11 protein-coding genes, 1 tRNA gene and 2 rRNA genes are annotated in these 18,353 nt (G+C 55.5%); 1 reads left to right on the top strand and 13 read right to left on the bottom strand.

Going from position 1 to position 18,353, the window contains the following annotated elements:
- Positions 1-10: 10 nt before the first annotated feature.
- The 10 genes from ccoP to KORLAC_RS06645 all read right to left on the bottom strand — a co-directional run bounded on the left by ccoP (position 11) and on the right by KORLAC_RS06645 (position 12,909).
- Positions 11-886, bottom strand: a complete 876-nt coding sequence (gene ccoP / locus KORLAC_RS06605) for a cytochrome-c oxidase, cbb3-type subunit III (protein WP_068304602.1) — start codon at positions 884-886, stop codon at positions 11-13.
- A complete protein-coding gene (locus KORLAC_RS18645; RefSeq protein ID WP_082714540.1) occupies positions 883-1,035 on the bottom strand; it encodes a cbb3-type cytochrome oxidase subunit 3 in 153 nt (50 codons plus the stop codon). Before KORLAC_RS18645 ends, ccoP begins: the two co-directional genes overlap by 4 nt.
- A complete protein-coding gene (gene ccoO / locus KORLAC_RS06610; protein ID WP_068304604.1) occupies positions 1,032-1,766 on the bottom strand; it encodes a cytochrome-c oxidase, cbb3-type subunit II in 735 nt (244 codons plus the stop codon). The genes KORLAC_RS18645 and ccoO overlap by 4 nt, the downstream gene beginning before the upstream one ends.
- Positions 1,759-3,198 (bottom strand): cytochrome-c oxidase, cbb3-type subunit I, encoded by a 1,440-nt coding sequence (ccoN, locus tag KORLAC_RS06615; protein WP_068304606.1) that lies wholly within the window; start codon positions 3,196-3,198, stop codon positions 1,759-1,761. The genes ccoO and ccoN overlap by 8 nt, the downstream gene beginning before the upstream one ends.
- A gap of 10 nt (positions 3,199-3,208) precedes the next feature.
- Positions 3,209-3,943, bottom strand: a complete 735-nt coding sequence (locus KORLAC_RS06620; RefSeq protein WP_083335499.1) for a sulfite exporter TauE/SafE family protein — start codon at positions 3,941-3,943, stop codon at positions 3,209-3,211.
- A 206-nt stretch (positions 3,944-4,149) separates the two neighbouring features.
- Positions 4,150-4,812, bottom strand: a complete 663-nt coding sequence (locus tag KORLAC_RS06625; RefSeq protein ID WP_068304611.1) for a ChrR family anti-sigma-E factor — start codon at positions 4,810-4,812, stop codon at positions 4,150-4,152.
- On the bottom strand, positions 4,809-5,579 hold the full coding sequence (locus KORLAC_RS06630; protein ID WP_082714541.1) for a sigma-70 family RNA polymerase sigma factor: 771 nt from the start codon (positions 5,577-5,579) through the stop codon (positions 4,809-4,811). The genes KORLAC_RS06625 and KORLAC_RS06630 overlap by 4 nt, the downstream gene beginning before the upstream one ends.
- 69 nt (positions 5,580-5,648) lie before the next feature.
- On the bottom strand, positions 5,649-8,618 hold the full coding sequence (locus KORLAC_RS19150; RefSeq protein WP_068304616.1) for a calcium-binding protein: 2,970 nt from the start codon (positions 8,616-8,618) through the stop codon (positions 5,649-5,651).
- 374 nt (positions 8,619-8,992) lie between these two features.
- On the bottom strand, positions 8,993-11,167 hold the full coding sequence (locus KORLAC_RS06640) for a malate synthase G (protein ID WP_068304619.1): 2,175 nt from the start codon (positions 11,165-11,167) through the stop codon (positions 8,993-8,995).
- 149 nt (positions 11,168-11,316) lie between these two features.
- Complete coding sequence (locus tag KORLAC_RS06645) at positions 11,317-12,909, bottom strand: isocitrate lyase (RefSeq protein WP_068304704.1); 1,593 nt, start codon at positions 12,907-12,909, stop codon at positions 11,317-11,319.
- 217 nt (positions 12,910-13,126) lie between these two features.
- Between KORLAC_RS06645 and KORLAC_RS06650 the strand changes: the two genes are divergently transcribed.
- Positions 13,127-14,521, top strand: a complete 1,395-nt coding sequence (locus tag KORLAC_RS06650; protein ID WP_068304624.1) for a helix-turn-helix domain-containing protein — start codon at positions 13,127-13,129, stop codon at positions 14,519-14,521.
- A gap of 243 nt (positions 14,522-14,764) precedes the next feature.
- Here the strand turns inward: KORLAC_RS06650 and KORLAC_RS06655 are convergent.
- The 3 genes from KORLAC_RS06655 to KORLAC_RS06665 form a co-directional block, all read right to left on the bottom strand.
- A tRNA-Met gene (locus KORLAC_RS06655) sits at positions 14,765-14,841 on the bottom strand.
- A 367-nt stretch (positions 14,842-15,208) separates the two neighbouring features.
- Positions 15,209-15,323, bottom strand: a 5S ribosomal RNA gene (gene rrf, locus KORLAC_RS06660).
- Between the two features lie 113 nt (positions 15,324-15,436).
- Positions 15,437-18,181, bottom strand: a 23S ribosomal RNA gene (locus tag KORLAC_RS06665).
- Positions 18,182-18,353: the final 172 nt, after the last annotated feature.

Genomic DNA, 18,353 nt, shown 5'->3' on the forward strand with positions numbered 1-18,353 from the left:
GATGCTCCTGCTATTCTTCGCCGCCACCCAGTGAATGCACATAAATAGCAAGCTGCCGGATTGTGCTTTCATCCAGGCGGGTTTCCCACGCAGGCATTACTCCATGCTTGGGTCGCCGTATCTGTGACATGATGTCCCCCTTCGTGCCGCCATAGAACCAGATGGCGTCGGCAAGGTTGGGGGCGCCGAAATCCCGGATGCCACGACCATCCATGCCGTGGCAGGCTGCACACTGCTGTTCGTAAAGCTCCTGCCCTGGTCCGTCGTAGTCACCGGCTGATGTGAAGCTCAGCACATAGTCAGAAATATCACTGATTTCCTTGGTGCCAAGCATATCACCGAATGCTGGCATCTCTGAATAGCGGGTTTCATCATGCTCGCCGCGGACACCAACCCGAATGGTTTCATGGATTGCGTCTACATCACCACCCCAGAGCCAGTCATCGTCCAGCAGGTTCGGGTAGCCCGCAGAACCACTACCGCCGGTACCGTGGCAAGTGGCACAGTTGTCCTTGAAGGCAGAGGCGCCACCCGCAACAGCAAAGGCATAGAGTTCTTCATTGGCCTTGATCTCTTCAAACGAGGCCGTATTGAAGCGGTCGAGATAGGCAGCCCGCCGCGCCATGATTTCGGCCTGGCTCTCTTTCAACTGATCATATTGGGTCCAGCCAAAAGTGCCTTCCGTTCCGCCACGTTCTCCATCGCCAGACAGGGTTGGCCAGGCCGGATATACGATCCAATAGCCAACAGCCCAGATGATGGTCGCCAACAGCACCAACAGCCACCAGCGTGGAGAAGGATTGTTCAATTCCTTGATGCCATCCCATTCATGCCCGGTGGTCTCAACACCGGTGAAATCGTCTTTTTCAACGTTATTGTCGCTCATGCGTCGTCCCCTTCAAGAGGAATGAACCTGTGGTTTTCGATGACCTTCTTCTGGCTTGGGCGGAAAGCCCAATAGACGATTCCGCAAAAAGCCGAAAAGAAGAAAAGGAGTCCGGTCATACCGGCATTATCAGAGATCCAGTCGATCATTCGGCGCTCCTCTTCGTACCGTCATGGCTGTAGTCTTTCAGTTCAGCCATCGTGCCCAGCACCTGCAAATAAGCAATCAGTGCATCAAGCTCGGTAGTGGTTTTCTGGCCATCGAAATTACGCATGGTCACCTTGCTGTAGCGCTCGACCAGCCCGTCGTGATAATCACTTTCGTCCTGGGCCTGGGCCACTGCGTCATTGTAGGCGTTGGCGATCTGCTCATCGGTATAGGGCACACCCACCATGCGGAGGGCTTCCATATCCCTGGCGATATCTGCCAGGTCAGCACCCTTTTTCGCCAGATGGGCATAAGGCGGCATGATGGATTCAGGCACAACGTCCTGCGGACGGATCATGTGCTGGATGTGCCAGAGGTCGGAATATTTTCCGCCGACGCGCGCCAGGTCAGGCCCTGTCCGCTTGGAACCCCACTGGAACGGGTGGTCATACATGCTCTCCGCCGCCAGCGAATAATGGCCGTACCGCTCCACTTCGTCACGAAGCGGGCGAATTTGCTGACTGTGACAGTTATAGCAACCCTCCCGCAGGTAGACATTGTAGCCCGCCAGCTCAAGCGGCGTGTATGGACGAACACCTTTCACCGGTTCAATCGTGGTTTCCATGCGGAACAGCGGCACGATCTCGATGATGCCCCCGATGGAGATAGTGATCACAGTGAAGATCAGCATCAGGATCGAGTTCTTCTCAAGTGCTTTATGTTTGTTAAGCATGCGCTGCCTCCTCAGTCTTCAGGCTGCGCGCGGGAACACCGTCCCCGCGGATGGTTTTCACAATATTGTAGACCATGATCAGGGCCCCCGAGAGGAACAGGATGCCGCCCAATGCCCGGATCAGATAGAGATTGTGCTTTGCGGCAACCGTTTCGATGAAGCTGTACTCGAGGAAACCCATGCTGTCGTAGGAACGCCACATCAGACCTTCCATGATGCCGGATACCCACATGGCCGCGATATAGAGCACGATGCCCACGGTGGAGATCCACAGGTGCGTGTTCACAAGCTTGAGGGAGTAAAGCTCTTCCCGGCCCCAAAGCCTTGGCACCAGATGGTAGATGGCACCGAAGCTGATGAAGGCCACCCAACCAAGCGCACCAGAGTGCACGTGTCCAATTGTCCAATCGGTATAGTGGCTGAGCGCATTGACTTCCTTGATCGACATCAGCGGCCCTTCGAAAGTGCTCATGCCGTAGAAGGCCAGCGAGATGATCATGAACTTCAGAACCGGATCCTCGCGCAGTTTGTGCCACGCGCCCGACAGCGTCATCATGCCGTTGATCATACCGCCCCAGGACGGCATCCACAGCATGATCGAGAAGGTCATGCCAAGGGTCTGTGCCCAGTCTGGCAGCGACGTATAATGCAGGTGGTGCGGACCGGCCCAGATATACATGAAGATCAGCGACCAGAAGTGCAGGATGGAAAGCCGGTAGCTATAGACCGGCCGGTTCGCACGCTTCGGCACAAAATAATACATGATCCCCAGGAAACCAGCCGTCAGGAAGAAGCCCACAGCATTATGGCCATACCACCACTGGATCATCGCAGACTGCACTCCACCCCACAGCGGGTATGACTTGCTGTCCAGAAGGGACGTCGGGATGGAGATGTTGTTCACCAGGTGCAGCACAGCCACGGTAACGATAAAACCCAGGAAGAACCAGTTGGCCACATAGATGTGCGGCTCGCGCCGGTTCTTGAGTGTCATCAGGAACACCACCAGATAGGCCACCCATACAAATGTTAGCCATAGGTCAGCATACCATTCGGGCTCGGCATATTCCTTTGCCTGCGTCACGCCGGTGACATAGCCAATCGCCGCCATCACGATAAAGAGCTGATAGCCCCAGAAGGTGAATTTGGCCCAGCCGTCGCCCCATAGCCGGGCCCTGCAGGTGCGCTGCACCGAATAGTAGCTGGTGGCAAACAGCACGTTACCGCCGAAGGCAAAAATAACGGCTGACGTGTGAAGCGGACGCAGGCGCCCAAAGGTAAGATATTCACCGAAATTGAGAGCTGGATATGCCATCTGGAGCGCAATAAACACTCCAACGGCAAAACCAACTACGCCCCAAAATACCGACGCGATCGTGAAAAGCCTCACGATCTCGTCGTTATAGTTCGGTTTTTCTGAAAGCATATTCATGTTTCCATCCTTAAAAAACCATACTGCTGGCTATGACAAACAAACTGATACTATTGAAGACCAACACACCGCGAACGGCTGTGCCCATGTGATGGGGCCATCGCCGCACGGCGAACTGTCCCCCTGACCCAATAAGAATAAGAGCAGGCATGGTGCCCACACAGAAGGCGCCCATGGCCATGGCTGCGGCAAGCGGGCTGGCGGTGGAAGCCACCGCCATCAAGGCCGCAGCCAACAGACCGCAAGGCAGAAACCCAAGAATGACGCCGAGGGCGTAGCGGTGCACCATAGACGGCGCCTCGAAAAATGGGCGTGCCGCACGGCCAACAGCAGCCCCAAGACCAGACAGCACGCTGCCCAGCACAGGTGGCCATATCCGGGTATTCAAAGCGGGGAATGCCGCCGCCAGAAACAGCACTGCTGCAACACACAGTAGCGCCACCGTCACGGCGCGCTGTGCAGGTGCTTCAAACAGGTAACCGGACAGGCTGGCGGCCAGAACACCCAGAATCATATAAGTGGTCATGCGGCCCAGATGGTAAGGCAGGAGCAAGGCGCCTCGGGCACGCTTCAGGCCTTTTAACGGGCTGCGCGCATCGTCAACTCCAATCTGGGCAAGCACAAATGGGCCGCACATGCCGGCGCAGTGCGTCAGGCTGCCCAGCAGTCCGCCCAGAAAAAGCGTTACCATAATGCTGCCGTGATCCGTAATAGCAGCCTGGCAATATTGGATAAAAAGCTCCACCCGCGTTGCCTTTGTATTCAACCAAACATGAGGCCAACATACCGATTTCCTCTGTCGGCATATTGACAAATGTCAAATACTGGGAACTCTGCGACAGCTTGTCTCACTATTGCTGTCGCCTACTCAGAGCAAGATGGGGAAATATGCCAGCAAGGCTGGTGTGGGGCAAGTGAGGCGCCGGCCCCATGAGGGAATATCTTTAAATGTCAGAGGCCTATGAATGGCTGAATCATACGCCCGATAAAGCTGTGGAGCCGGATCGGTGCATCTGTAACCACTAGACAGATACAGTCTTCGCCTTCGTCAATCATTGGTTGATGGTTGGTGACATCCTTGTCTGCCAGCTCCAGAAGGCCCGGGCCAAATCGCTTGTCACCGACATGATAGCTGCCGCGCAGCACAAGCGTCATCTCAAGCCCCGTATGATCATGGAGCGGCATTTCGGTGCCGCCACGGGCCCGCAGAAGCCAAAGCTTCTCGCCGTCCGGGCCACTCGAAAGCTTATGCTGGTACATGCCCGGCCCCATCATCCGCCACTTGAGGCCATCCAGCGGCTTGTCGAGATAGGACCGCAGCGGCGTCGGCAAGTCGTCATCAGACGTCAGTATCGGGGTCGCTTCATCCTCTGCATCAAGCTCAGGCATATCAATTCGCGCCATAAGGTCATCGAACGACATGTCCAGATTGGACGTGGCATCCTGCGCCTCAAGCAACGCACCGCCTATGGCTTCTGCGTCTGCGACCCGCGCTTTCAGGCTCGGGTGATAAGCCACGTGGGTTGCAACCAACAGCGCCCTTTCATCTGACAAGGCACCAGCTGCATAAGATACCAACCATTCATCAGGGATAAGCCCATACTGCTGCGTCATCCCATTTCTCCTAACTCGCTACGCATGGCGCCAAACGCCAATCTAATTCTCGACTTCACAGTCCCCAGTGGCAACTCAAGTCGCTCAGCAATCTGGGAATGAGAAAGTTCTTCAAAGAAAGAAAGATGGATTACTTCCTTGTATTTGGGTTTCAAGGCTTCAATCGCTTTCGAAACCCGTTCTGCCGTCTGCCCTTCCATAACGGGGCGATCTGTTTCGTCATCAGCCTGCATATGATGCAGATGATCGTCCGCGTTTACCTCCGGATACTTGGCACGACGACGGTAGTCGATGAACGCATTTCGTGCGATCCGGAACATCCAGGTCGACAATTTGGCCTTGTCGCTCTGGAATTGGTGCGCCTTGCGCCAAACCTTGATCAGGACTTCCTGCATCAGGTCTTCAGCAACTTCCGCCGTGACACCCATTGACATCAGGTGGGCCTTCAGGCGCGGCGCAAAATAAACGAACAGAAGCTTGAACGCCGACTTATCCCTTTGCTCTGCAACCCGGGTCATCAACTGTTCATGCGTCAGGTTTTTAATGTCAGTTTCTGCGGCTATATCGACCACCCTTGCTGATGTGCGCGGACGGTCAGTTACACAGGCACGGTTATCAGTGTGCTCCCCAACCATCATCGGGAACATTAACGCGAGAATTGGATTGTTGCCAGTCTCGTCGAAATATCGTGCTTGCGCTTTCATGCCTTTGATACGCAGCCGCGCTGAAGCTGGATCACACACTTCCATTAAAGGTCTGGCGCGCATGGCAGATGTGAAAACGCCCCACCGAATGGCGGGGCGATCTCAATCGCTTACATTGGCGTTGCGACCAACTTAGATCAGCACATTGTCTTCTGTCAGATCAATAAGGTCGATGCCCTTGATAAAGACTTCAGCTTCACCAAACGTCACTGTCACGCCTGCCTTGGTTTCGCTGGCGTGGGCCAGCATGTCTTCGAAGGAGGCAAAGCCCGCAGCGATGAAATCAAGCATGTCTTCATCGGCGTCGAAGCCCTTGACGAAGTCCTGTCCGCTAGCCTCATCAAAGGCGAAGATGTCCGCGCCTTGCCCGCCAATCAACGTATCGTCGCCATTGCCGCCATTCAGGACATCGTCACCCTTGCCGCCACGCAGCAGATCGTTGCCATCACCACCTTCAAGCGTGTCGAAGCCTTCTTTGCCGCGCAGCAAGTCGTCGCCGTCGCCGCCCAGAAGCCAATCGTCTTCTTTCCCGCCGTTGAGGGTATCGGCGCCCAGGCCGCCCTGAAGCGTGTCATCGCCTTTGCCACCCTGCAGCAGGTCATCACCGTCACCGCCATCCAGATCGTCATAACCTTTGTGGCCCTTCAGCGTATCATCGCCGCCCAGGCCAAGGATGCGGTCATCGTCCGATGTACCAACGATGCTGTCACTGTTCGCCGTCCCAAGGATTGCGTTACCTTCTGGGATGTTCAGCATGGAGGCCGTCACGTCGGCTGGGTTAACGTTCGCAAGGAACAGGGTGTTGCCCTGACCATCCTCGATCACGGTATGAGTGCCAGCGCTGTAGATCGTCAGTTCATCAAAATTGTAGCCGGTGGCTGACATATCGATCTGGTCTTCGCCCGCCGTATAGTCCGCGATCAGGTCATAGCCCCAGTCTGCGCCAATGATGAACAGATCGGCATCCCCGCCGCCATACAAATCGTCATTGCCGGCACCACCGATCAGGGTATCATCGCCATTGCCGCCATCCAGCTGGTCATTGCCCGCTCCGCCGATCAGGATGTCGGAGCCAGAATCGCCGGTCATGAAATCGCTGCCATCGCCGCCAAAGAGCGTGTCATCGCAGCTGCCTGCAAACAACAGGTCATCTCCGGTTCCGGCGAAGACTATATCGTTGCCATCACCACCAAGGATGATGTCATTGCCGGCGCCGGCTGCGATCAGGTCGTCGCCGCCATGGCCGTAAAGCTGGTTGTCCCCGGTACTGCCATAGATGGTGTCATCACCAAGCCAGGAGCCGGAAACATTCTCGATACCGATCAGGATATCGACACCGCCGTCACCATCGTCGTTTGCAACACCTTGCTCCAGGTCTACAAACACACCGGACGCTGCGTCGAAATAATCTGCCTGGTCCTGGGTACCTTGCGAGCCATCCAAGGTGTCGTCCCCCGCGCCGCCATACAGGCCTTTCGGGCCACCAGCACCACCGATCAGCAGATCGTCGCCGGCGCCACCGCGGGCTTGGTCATAGGTAGAAGAGACACCCCCATTGCCCAAATCGAGCGTGTCATTCCCTTCGCCCCCCAGGAGGAAGTCCTCGCCGTCGCCGCCCTGCAGGTCATCGTTACCTGCGCCGCCGACCAGGGTGTCATTCCCGCTCTGCCCCTGCAACAGGTCGTCACCATCACCGCCATAGACCATATCGTCACCGTTGCCGCCGTCGACCGTATCCTGGCCTGCCCCCGCAAAGACACTGTCATTACCGTCGAGCGCGTCAATGCTGTCGTCACCGCCGGTGCCCGTCAGCGTATCGTCATTATTGGTGCCAACGATTGGCCCATCGCCATTGCCGTCACCGTTGCCATCGCCATTGCCGGCTGGGAGGTTGAGCATCTCTGCCGTCACGTCACCAGCAAACACACCCCACAGCGACAGACTATTGCCCTGCCCGTCTTCAATCAACGCGCTGCCGCCAACATCGGAGACCGTCAGTTCGTCAAAATTGAGCCCCGGGCCCGACATATCGATCTGGTCGGAACTTGCGTCATAGTCGGTGATCGTATCGTCACCCCACACGCCTTCAAGAACGAAGACATCGTTGCCCTCACCCCCTGTCAGCAGATCGTCGCCGTCGCTATTGCCCCCCAGCGTATCGTCACCATTGCCACCATCGAGGATGTTGTTACCAAAGCCGCCGCTGAGCCAATCCTGGCCATCACCACCCATCAGAGTGTCATCACCGTTCCAGCCATACAGGGTGTCGTCCTGGCCGCCGCCGGTAATCCAGTCGTGGCTGATGCCACCAGCGACGAAGTCGTTACCGTCACCGCCATCAAGGGCATTAAAGCCGGAGCTGCCATAGATCTGGTCGTCTCCGCTGCCGCCAAAGACCTGGTCATCGCCTGAGCCAGCAACCAGCAGGTCGGCGCCGAAACCGCCATCGATCAGGTCATTTCCGCCATGGCCCCAGATGTTGTCATCGTCTGCCTGGCCAGACAGGAAGTTCCCTCCGGAGTCACCATAGATGGTGTCATCGCCGAGCCAGGAACCGATGACACTCTCGATGCCGATCAGGACGTCAGTGCCGCCATCGCCGTCGTCGTTGGCAATCCCTTGCTCCAGATTTACATACACGCCTGTGGCGGCATCAAAATAATCAGCTTCATCCGCGTCACCTTGCGACCCATCGAGGGTGTCATCGCCGGCACCGCCATACAGGCCTTTCGGGCCACCAGCACCACCGATCAGCAGATCGTCGCCGGCGCCACCGCGGGCTTGGTCATAGGTAGAAGAGACACCCCCATTGCCCAAATCGAGCGTGTCATTCCCTTCGCCCCCCAGGAGGAAGTCCTCGCCGTCGCCGCCCTGCAGGTCATCGTTACCTGCGCCGCCGACCAGGGTGTCATTCCCGCTCTGCCCCTGCAACAGGTCGTCACCATCACCGCCATAGACCATATCATCGCCATTGCCACCAATGAGCGTATCATGGCCGCCTTGACCCAAGATGGTATCATCGCCGTTGCCGCCGAAAATGCTATCGTCGTTTGCTGTGCCGTTCAGACTGTCGGAATTATTGGTGCCAATGATAATGGCCATGGATTGCCTCCCCAAAGACATGAAAGATGGATATTATTGTTACTAAAACACAAATCAGAAAACCCATGCCATATCTCGGAAAAGTTGCATAGCGTTAATTTTCATTAACTTTTGGTGACAGCAAAAAATCATATTGGGTTTTGGGATAGGAGTTACCGCCGCTCGCGCTGTGCCTTTTGTCGGCCTTATCCTTTGTTTCACTAGGATTTGGTCCCAGCACAGGTTAGCTCTCCCCACAGCAAGAAACCCCGGGCCGTTGGACCGAGGTTTTCTTTTGGTTACGGGGTAGGATTTATTCGGTGCCGCTCAAGCCCAAAATCACCGCTTTCATTGCAACCTTGTCAAAACGCTTCAAGGCCCGCGGCAACTACTTCCTATTTATTTTCTGCCTTGGCCTGCAGCCGGCGCTTGTGCAAGAGAGGTTCGGTATAGCCGCTCGGCTGTTCCCTGCCCTTGAAGATCAGATCGGCAGCCGCCTGGAAGGCAATGCTGTCCTCAAAGTTTGGCGCCATAGGGCGGTAAGCGGGATCACCGGCATTTTGCTTGTCAACAATAGCGGCCATTCGCTTGAGAGCTTCCATCACCTGCGCTTCGGTACAGATACCGTGATGCAGCCAGTTCGCCACATGCTGGCTGGAAATTCGCAGTGTCGCCCGGTCTTCCATCAAGCCAACATTGTTGATGTCCGGTACTTTTGAGCAGCCAACACCCTGGTCGATCCAGCGCACAACATAGCCCAGGATACCTTGCGCATTGTTATCCAGCTCGCGCTGCACTTCCCCCTCTGACAGGTTGCGCCCCCGAAGCAGCGGCACTGTCAGGATATCATCCAGGCTGGCGCGAGGCGCGCTGGCGAGTTCCTCTTGGCGCTCAGCGACGGACACACTGTGGTAATGCTGTGCGTGCAAGGTGGCTGCCGTCGGCGAAGGTACCCAGGCACAGTTGGCCCCAGCTTTTGGGTGACCGACCTTCTCTGACATCATCTTTGCCATCTCATCCGGCATGGCCCACATGCCCTTACCGATCTGGGCGTTGCCCTGCAGGCCGCACTCGAGGCCAATATTGACATTCCAGGCTTCATAAGCGGCGATCCACGGTTCCCCCTTGATGTCGCCCTTGGGCAGGAACGGTCCCGCTTCCATACTGGTGTGAAGCTCATCCCCTGTACGGTCCAGAAAGCCGGTATTGATGAACACCAGGCGCTCTTTGGTAGCGCGGATGCATTCCTTGAGGTTCACTGTGGTGCGGCGCTCTTCATCCATCACACCAACCTTGATCGTGAAACGGTCAAGTCCCAGGATATCCTCGACACTGCCCATGATCTCATTGGTCAGCGCCACCTCGGCCGGGCCATGCATTTTCGGTTTAACGATATAGATGCTGCCCGTTCGGCTATTGGCGTTAACCCCGTTTTTCTTCAGGTCGTGAAGGGCACACAGTGTGGTCACGAGTGCGTCCAGAAGGCCTTCTGAAATCTCTTCACCATCGGCATCTAGAACGGCTGGTGTTGTCATCAGGTGACCAACGTTCCGCACCAGAAGCAGGCTGCGCCCCGGCAGGGTCACGCTGCCACCGTCTGCTGCCGTATAGACCCGGTCCTGATGAAGACTGCGCGTCATCTCCTTGCCGCCCTTGGTGAAGGTTTCGCTAAGGTCGCCTTTCATCAGACCAAGCCAGTTCCGGTACACGACTGTTTTGTCTTCACCGTCCACAGCCGCTACAGAATCTTCGCAGTCCTGGATGGTCGATATGGCAGATTCCAGCACAACATCTTTCACGCCCGCTTTTGAAGCGGCGCCCACCGGGTGGTCCCGATCAATCTGGATATCAATGTGCAGGCCATTGTTCTTCAGAAGGACCGAAGACGGCGCGTCTCCTGCCCCTTGATACCCCGCAAACTGGGCGGTGTCCGCAAGGCCAACTGTGTCGCCTGAGGCTGTCTCTGCCTTCAGAATACCAGCTTCAATTCTGTATGCTGCGACATCAGCGTGACTGGCATCCTTGAGCGGCACCGCGTCATCCAGAAAGGCTGCGGCTTTCTCCATCACCGCGGCACCACGCGCCGTGTTGTAGCTGGCTGTTTTCTCAAGGCCCGGCGTCTCGGCGATCACATCCGTGCCATAGTAGGCATCATAAAGGCTGCCCCAGCGCGCGTTGGCGGCATTCAGCGCAAAACGGGCATTCATCACTGGCACCACCAACTGTGGCCCCGCAATGCTGGCAATCTCGGAATCTACATTCTGCGTTTCAATCTGAAACGCCGGCCCCTCTTCCTCCAGGTATCCAATATCCTTGAGGAAGGCTTTATAGTCGGCAAAATCATAATTTGGGCCGGGGTGCTTTTTGTGCCAGGCGTCGATCCTGGCCTGTAGGTCTTCACGGTGGGCGAGCGCCTGTTTGGTTTTGGGGCCATAGGTGTTGACCAGATCGGCAAGGCCTGCCCAGAAAACCTGCGCTTCAATGCCAGAGCCCGGCAGCGCCTCATTTTCAATAAAGCTGTGAAGCTCCTGTGCAATCCACAAGCCGTTTTCTTCGATCCGATCCGTCATTTCATTCACCCTCGCACCCATGGCACCATCGCGCCGTCTACTATAGTCAAATTTCAGCTATTGGCCCGAACAAATGGGCCCGGACATGATAACTGCCGCCCTCTCCAGCTCTTGGGAAGGGCGGCAGCCGTGTCTTCGAATTCAGCCGCTTAGCCGAACTGGTTCATTGTATTGTCTTCACCAGCTGCCTTCAACGCAGCCTCGCCAGCGAAATATTCCTTATGGTCATCGCCAATGTCCGAGCCAGCCATATTCTGGTGCTTCACGCAGGCAATGCCCTGGCGGATTTCTTCGCGCTGAACCTGCTTCACATACCCAAGCATGGCTTCTTCACCGAAGTAGCGCTTGGCCAGATTGTCCGTAGACAGAGCAGCCGTGTGGTAGGTCGGCAGCGTGATCAGGTGGTGGAAGATACCTGCGCGCTTGGAACCGTCCCGCTGGAAGGTGCGGATTTTCTCGTCTGCCGTTGTCGCCAGTTCAGTCTCGTCATACTCAACGCTCATCAGGTTGGCGCGGTCGTATGCAGAAACATCCTTGCCTTCAGCTTCCCAGGCATCAAATACCTGCTGGCGGAAATTGAGCGTCCAGTTGAAGGATGGCGAGTTATTGTAAACAAGCTTGGCGTTCGGAATAACTTCGCGGATCCGGTCAACCATACCAGCGATCTGATCGACGTGTGGCTTCTCGGTTTCAATCCACAGAAGGTCAGCACCGTTCTGCAGCGACGTAATACAGTCAAGAACGCAGCGGTCTTCGCCAGTGCCAGGCTTGAACTGGAACAGGTTGGATGGCAGGCGTTTGGGGCGCAACAGCTTGCCACCACGGTTGATCACAACGTCGTTTGCTTTCAGGTCGCCAGCGGCAATTTCTTCGCAGTCCAGGAAGCTATTGTACTGATCACCGATGTCGCCTTCTTCCTTGGAGTAAGCGATCTGCTTCGTCAGGCCAGCACCAAGGCTGTCCGTACGCGTTACAACGATACCGTCGTCAACACCCAGCTCAAGGAAGGCATAGCGGCAGGCGCGAACCTTCGCGAGGAAGTCCTCATGTGGAACGGTCACTTTACCATCCTGGTGGCCACACTGCTTTTCATCAGACACCTGGTTTTCGATCTGAAGCGCACAAGCGCCCGCTTCGATCATCTTTTTCGCCAGGAGGTAAGTTGCTTCGGCGTTACCAAAACCAGCATCGATGTCAGCAATGATCGGAACTACGTGGGTCTGGAAGTTGTCAATCTTGCCCTGAATTTCAGCTTCAAGAGCTGTGTTGCCAGTCTTGCGGGCCGCGTCAATCTCACGGAAGTAGCCGCCAAGCTCGCGGGCATCAGCCTGCTTCAGGAATGTGTACAACTCTTCGATAAGTGCTGGCACGGAAGTCTTTTCGTGCATGCTCTGGTCAGGCAGCGGACCGAACTCGGACCTCAGCGCCGCAACCATCCAACCGGACAGGTAAAGGTAGCGGCCTTTTGTGCTGCCGAAGTGTTTCTTGATGGAAATCATCTTCTGCTGGCCGATGAAACCGTGCCAGCAGCCAAGCGACTGGGTGTAGTTCGCGGGGTCAGCATCATAGGCTTCCATGTCGCGGCGCATGATGCCTGCCGTGTAGCGGGCGATGTCCAGGCCGGTATGGAAACGGTTCTGAGCGCGCATGCGAGCGACTGCCTCGGCGTCGATACCATCCCAAGTGCCTTTATAGCTGCTGATCAGCTCTTGAACGTCTTTGATCTCGTCCTGATAGCTCATGGTCTTCTTCCCGTCTGTTTTGTCAAATGGCATCGCGTTATCTCCTCTGCACACTGTCAACCAGCCACTTTGATCGTCTGGCTGATCTGCCTTGCACCGGTGATACGCGGGAAAAAGCTTTTTTGCACACGGGAAAAAGTGAACTTGTAAAATGTTACAAATAATTTTGTAATGTTGTAAGTTTTGTAATATTATTTATGTAATCAATGAGGCAGGCATGGCAAAAGAACGCAGCATATTCATGGGGCCGCGCATCCGGCGGCTGAGGCGCGACCTGGGCTTAACCCAAGCCGGCATGGCCGAAGATCTTGATGTGTCGCCGTCCTATATTGCGCTTATTGAAAGCAACCAGCGCCCCGTGACCGCCTCCATGCTGCTGAAGCTTGCGGAGATTTACCGCACTGATATCGCATCCCTCGCCCGCGGATCGGGCGATGACTTCAATGCCCAGATTGCTGCGACCTTCAAATCCCCTTTGTTTGCCGACCTTGACCTGTCCCCGCTTGAAATTCAGGATTTTGCCAGCACCTTCCCCGCCACGGCAGAGGCTGTCATTCGCCTTTATACAGCCTACCAGGAAGGCCAGATGGCCCTCGCGGACCAGTCAGACGGTGAAAGCACGGGCGGCCCAGATCCGGTAAGTGAAGCCCGGCGTTTTCTTGCGGCCCGTAAAAACTACTTCCCTGAGGTCGACACCAAAGCAGAAGAGTTGGCGCAGGAGATCAAGCGTGTCGGCGGCCTTGAACAGTATTTCACTGACCAGCGTATTCGGGTACGGCACCTGCCTTCAGATGTAATGCATGGCTTCACGCGGCGCCTTGACCTGCACCGCCGCGAAATTGTGCTGGATGAAACGCTTGATCACGCGAGTGCCAATTTCCAGCTTGCCCTCCAGATTGCCTATATGGAGATGACCGACGTTTTTTCGGATTGCCTTGCCGGCACCCAGTTTGACACGGAGAGTGGCGAAAAACTTACGCGGCGCGCCCTGGCAAACTATGCAGCGGGCGCTATCATGATGCCCTATCATGCGTTCGCGAAGGCTGCGAAAAACGGGCATTATGACATTGAAACCCTCCGGCGACAGTTTGGCGCAAGCTTTGAGCAGGTGGCGCACCGCCTGACCACCCTTCAAAGGCCAGGCCAGGAAGGCGTGCCCTTCTTTTTCATCCGGGTAGACGCCGCAGGCAACGTCTCGAAGCGGCTGGACGGCGCAGGCTTCCCCTTCGCCCGCCACGGTGGCTCCTGTCCGCTCTGGAGCGTCCACAGCGCTTTCAGGACACCTCGGGAGGTGATTACCCAATGGGTTGAACTACCGGATGGCGAACGCTTCTTCTCAATCGTTCGCACCGTGACAGCCGGTGGTGGCGGGTACGGCAAGCTTCAGGTTGAACGGGCTATCGCCCTCTGTTGTTCGTCCCAACATGCTCATAAGCTGATCTACGCGAAGGACACCGATATTTCCGCGGTGCAGCCCACGCCTATTGGTGTGACCTGCCGACTGTGCCACCGTGCCGACTGCCTTGCCCGCGCCGAACCGCCAATCGGCCGCGCGCTTCAGTCTGATGACTACCGCCGGCCTTCCACGCCGTTCGGGTTGGTTGACTCTTAATCTCCAACGATTATGCCGACCCGAACCGGTGTGTTCATTATCCCCAGGCCAAAAAACGGTCCTGGGGACCGAGGTTTGTTTTTGGTTTTGTGGGTAGGATTAGTCTCGTGGCTTTGCTCCTCGTCAGCTTGGCTAGGAACCTTTGGTAAAACAGCCTTGCGGTCTGTTTTACCAGGAGCAAAGCCTGGCCCCGCCCAACAAAGATTTAAGGCCGACCCCCGTGTTGGGGATCGGCCTTAAATTTGGTTGCGGGGGTAGGATTTGAACCTACGACCTTCAGGTTATGAGCCTGACGAGCTACCGGGCTGCTCCACCCCGCGTCATATGTCTACGTTTAGGGCCGTCGCCCGGTAGCAGGTATGTCTGGCGCCTTTCGGCGATGCAGACGGTTTCGCTTTCGCTTCGCCTTGGCGGGCTGCTCCACCCCGCGTCAATTATGTTTTGCTTCCGGTCTGGCTTTGCCATTCCATGAAGCGCGCTCAGGGCTGCTCGCTTTGTTTGCGAGGCTTGAGCGGGTTTCACGCTAATTACCGAAGCCCGGAGGGGCTGAGGCAAGGCCGACTGGCCGTCGCGAACGTTTTCGCGGAAGCCAAGCGTGAGCGCCGGCGCTTGAGGTAAATTAAAAAACCGCCTTATGGCGGTTTGTTTAATTTTTTGAAGTTGTGATGATGTTTTACTCTTTTGTAGATCTGGCGGCGACCTACTCTTCCGCGCCTTAAGACGAAGTACCATCGGCACAAAGACCTTTCACTTCCGGGTTCGGGATGGGACCGGGTGGGACAATCTTGTTATAACCACCAGATCAACAAAAGAGTAAACAGCAAGCAGTGCTTGCCGGATTGCGTTTTATTATTGGTGCATGCTTTGAAGTTGTTCCACACATAGAGAGAGTGTTGTTCTCTGTCTATGGAGGGGCTCTTCAAGCCTATCGAGCAATTAGTATCAGTAAGCTTCATCCATTACTGGACTTCCACACCTGACCTATCAACGTGGTGGTCTTCCACGGCTCTCAGAGAGACCTAATCTTGAGGGGGGCTTCCCGCTTAGATGCTTTCAGCGGTTATCCCGTCCGGACATAGCTACCCTGCAATGCGGCTGGCGCCACAACAGGTCCACCAGAGGTCCGTCCACCCCGGTCCTCTCGTACTAGGGGCAGCTCCTCTCAAGTCTCTTGCGCCCACGGCAGATAGGGACCGAACTGTCTCACGACGTTCTAAACCCAGCTCACGTACCTCTTTAATTGGCGAACAGCCAAACCCTTGGGACCTGCTCCAGCCCCAGGATGAGATGAGCCGACATCGAGGTGCCAAACACTGCCGTCGATATGAGCTCTTGGGCAGTATCAGCCTGTTATCCCCGGCGTACCTTTTATCCGTTGAGCGATGGCCCTTCCACACAGAACCACCGGATCACTATGACCGACTTTCGTCTCTGCTCGACCTGTCAGTCTCGCAGTCAGGCAGGCTTATGCCATTGCACTCAACGATCGATTTCTGGCCGATCTGAGCCTACCTTCGCGCGCCTCCGTTACCATTTGGGAGGCGACCGCCCCAGTCAAACTACCCGCCACAGTGGGTCCCAGTCCCGGGTTCACGGGACGTGGTTAGATATCAGGAACAACAAGGGTGGTATTTCAAGGGTTGGCTCCACAAGGACTGGCGTCCCTGCTTCAAAGCCTCCCACCTATGCTACACATGTTGTCCCTAATACCACACTGAAGCTGTAGTAAAGGTGCACGGGGTCTTTCCGTCTAACCGCGGGTACTCCGCATCTTCACGGAGAATTCAATTTCGCTGAGTCTATGTTGGAGACAGTGGGGAAGTCGTTACGCCATTCGTGCAGGTCGGAACTTACCCGACAAGGAATTTCGCTACCTTAGGACCGTTATAGTTACGGCCGCCGTTTACCGGGGCTTCAATTCGGTGCTCTCACACCTCCTCTTAACCTTCCGGCACCGGGCAGGCGTCAGACCCTATACGTCGTCTTGCGACTTCGCAGAGCCCTGTGTTTTTAGTAAACAGTCGCCACCCCCTCTTTTGTGCCCCCACCAAAAAGTTGCCTTAATGGTGGGCCTCCTTCTCCCGAAGTTACGGAGGCAATTTGCCGAGTTCCTTCAACATAGTTCTCTCAAGCGCCTTGGTATGCTCTACCATCCCACCTGTGTCGGTTTCGGGTACGGTCTATATGGTGGTGCTATTTCCTGGGACACCTTCGCGGCCCTTCCAATCCAATAAGGAAGAACAACTTACGGTATCCGTCACATTCCACCAGGTACAGGAATATTAACCTGTTTCCCATCGACTACGCTTTTCAGCCTCGCCTTAGGGGCCGACTCACCCTGCGCGGATTAGCCTTGCGCAGGAACCCTTGGGATTTCGGCGACAGTGTCTCTCACACTGTTTATCGCTACTCATGTCAGCATTCTCACTTCTGATATCTCCAGCATGGCTCACGCCACACCTTCGCAGACTTACAGAACGCTCCGCTACCACTTGATCATAAGATCAAATCCACAGCTTCGGTACATGTCTTGAGCCCCGGTACATCTTCGCCGCAAGACAGCTTAATTAGACCAGTGAGCTGTTACGCTTTCTTTAAATGATGGCTGCTTCTAAGCCAACATCCTGGTTGTTTTGGCCGTCTCACATGCTTTCCCACTTAGACATGATTTAGGGACCTTAGCTGGTGGTCAGGGCTGTTTCCCTCTCGACTATGGACCTTAGCACCCACAGTCTGTCTCCCAGGCTCTACTCTACGGTATTCGGAGTTTGGTTAGAATTGGTAAGGCTCGCGCCCCCCGCATCCATCCAGTGCTCTACCCCCGTAGGTAATACCTGAGGCACTACCTAAATAGTTTTCGCGGAGAACCAGCTATCTCCCGGCTTGATTGGCCTTTCACCCCTAGTCACAGGTCATCCCCGTCTTTTTCAACAGACGTGGGTTCGGTCCTCCAGTGCATGTTACTGCACCTTCAACCTGCCCATAACTAGATCGCCGGGTTTCGGGTCTAATCCACTTAACTCAGTCGCCCTATTCAGACTCGCTTTCGCTACGCTTACACCTAACGGCTTAGGCTTGCTAAGTAGACTAACTCACTGACCCATTATACAAAAGGTACGCCGTCACGGAACAAGTCCGCTCCGACTGCTTGTAGGCATTCGGTTTCAGGTTCTATTTCACTCCCCTCATCGGGGTACTTTTCACCTTTCCCTCACGGTACTGGTGCGCTATCGGTCGTATGGTAGTATTTAGGCTTGGAAGGTGGTCCTCCCATGTTCAGACAGAATTTCACGTGTTCCGCCCTACTCGAGGCCATTCTCTTTTCTTTCCCGTACAGGACTATCACCCACTATGGTCCAACTTTCCAGATGGTTCCGGTAAATCAAAGAATGGCACTGGCCTGGTCCCCGTTCGCTCGCCACTACTAGGGGAATCTCTGTTGATGTCTTTTCCTCCGGCTACTTAGATGTTTCAGTTCGCCGGGTTCGCCTCCTAACGCTATGTATTCACGTTAGAATACCCCTAAGGGTGGGTTTCCCCATTCAGAAATCTGTGGGTCAAAGGTTACTGGCACCTCACCACAGCTTATCGCAGCCTGTCACGTCTTTCATCGCCTCCATACGCCAAGGCATTCACCAAATGCCCTTTCGTCACTTGAGAGCTCCTCCATATCCAGAGAGCAAAACTCTCCATCAATGTTTGGAACTTTATTTCTCAGCATGCAAAATTGAAATGGATCTCTAGGATCCATCCCTATTTCAGACCAGACAAGGATAATTGTCTGGTCTAATTCGTAACCTATAAATGTATGATCCTTTTGAGGGGGGACCAT

The organism is Kordiimonas lacus (genome assembly GCF_001550055.1).
GTDB lineage: Bacteria > Pseudomonadota > Alphaproteobacteria > Sphingomonadales > Kordiimonadaceae > Kordiimonas > Kordiimonas lacus.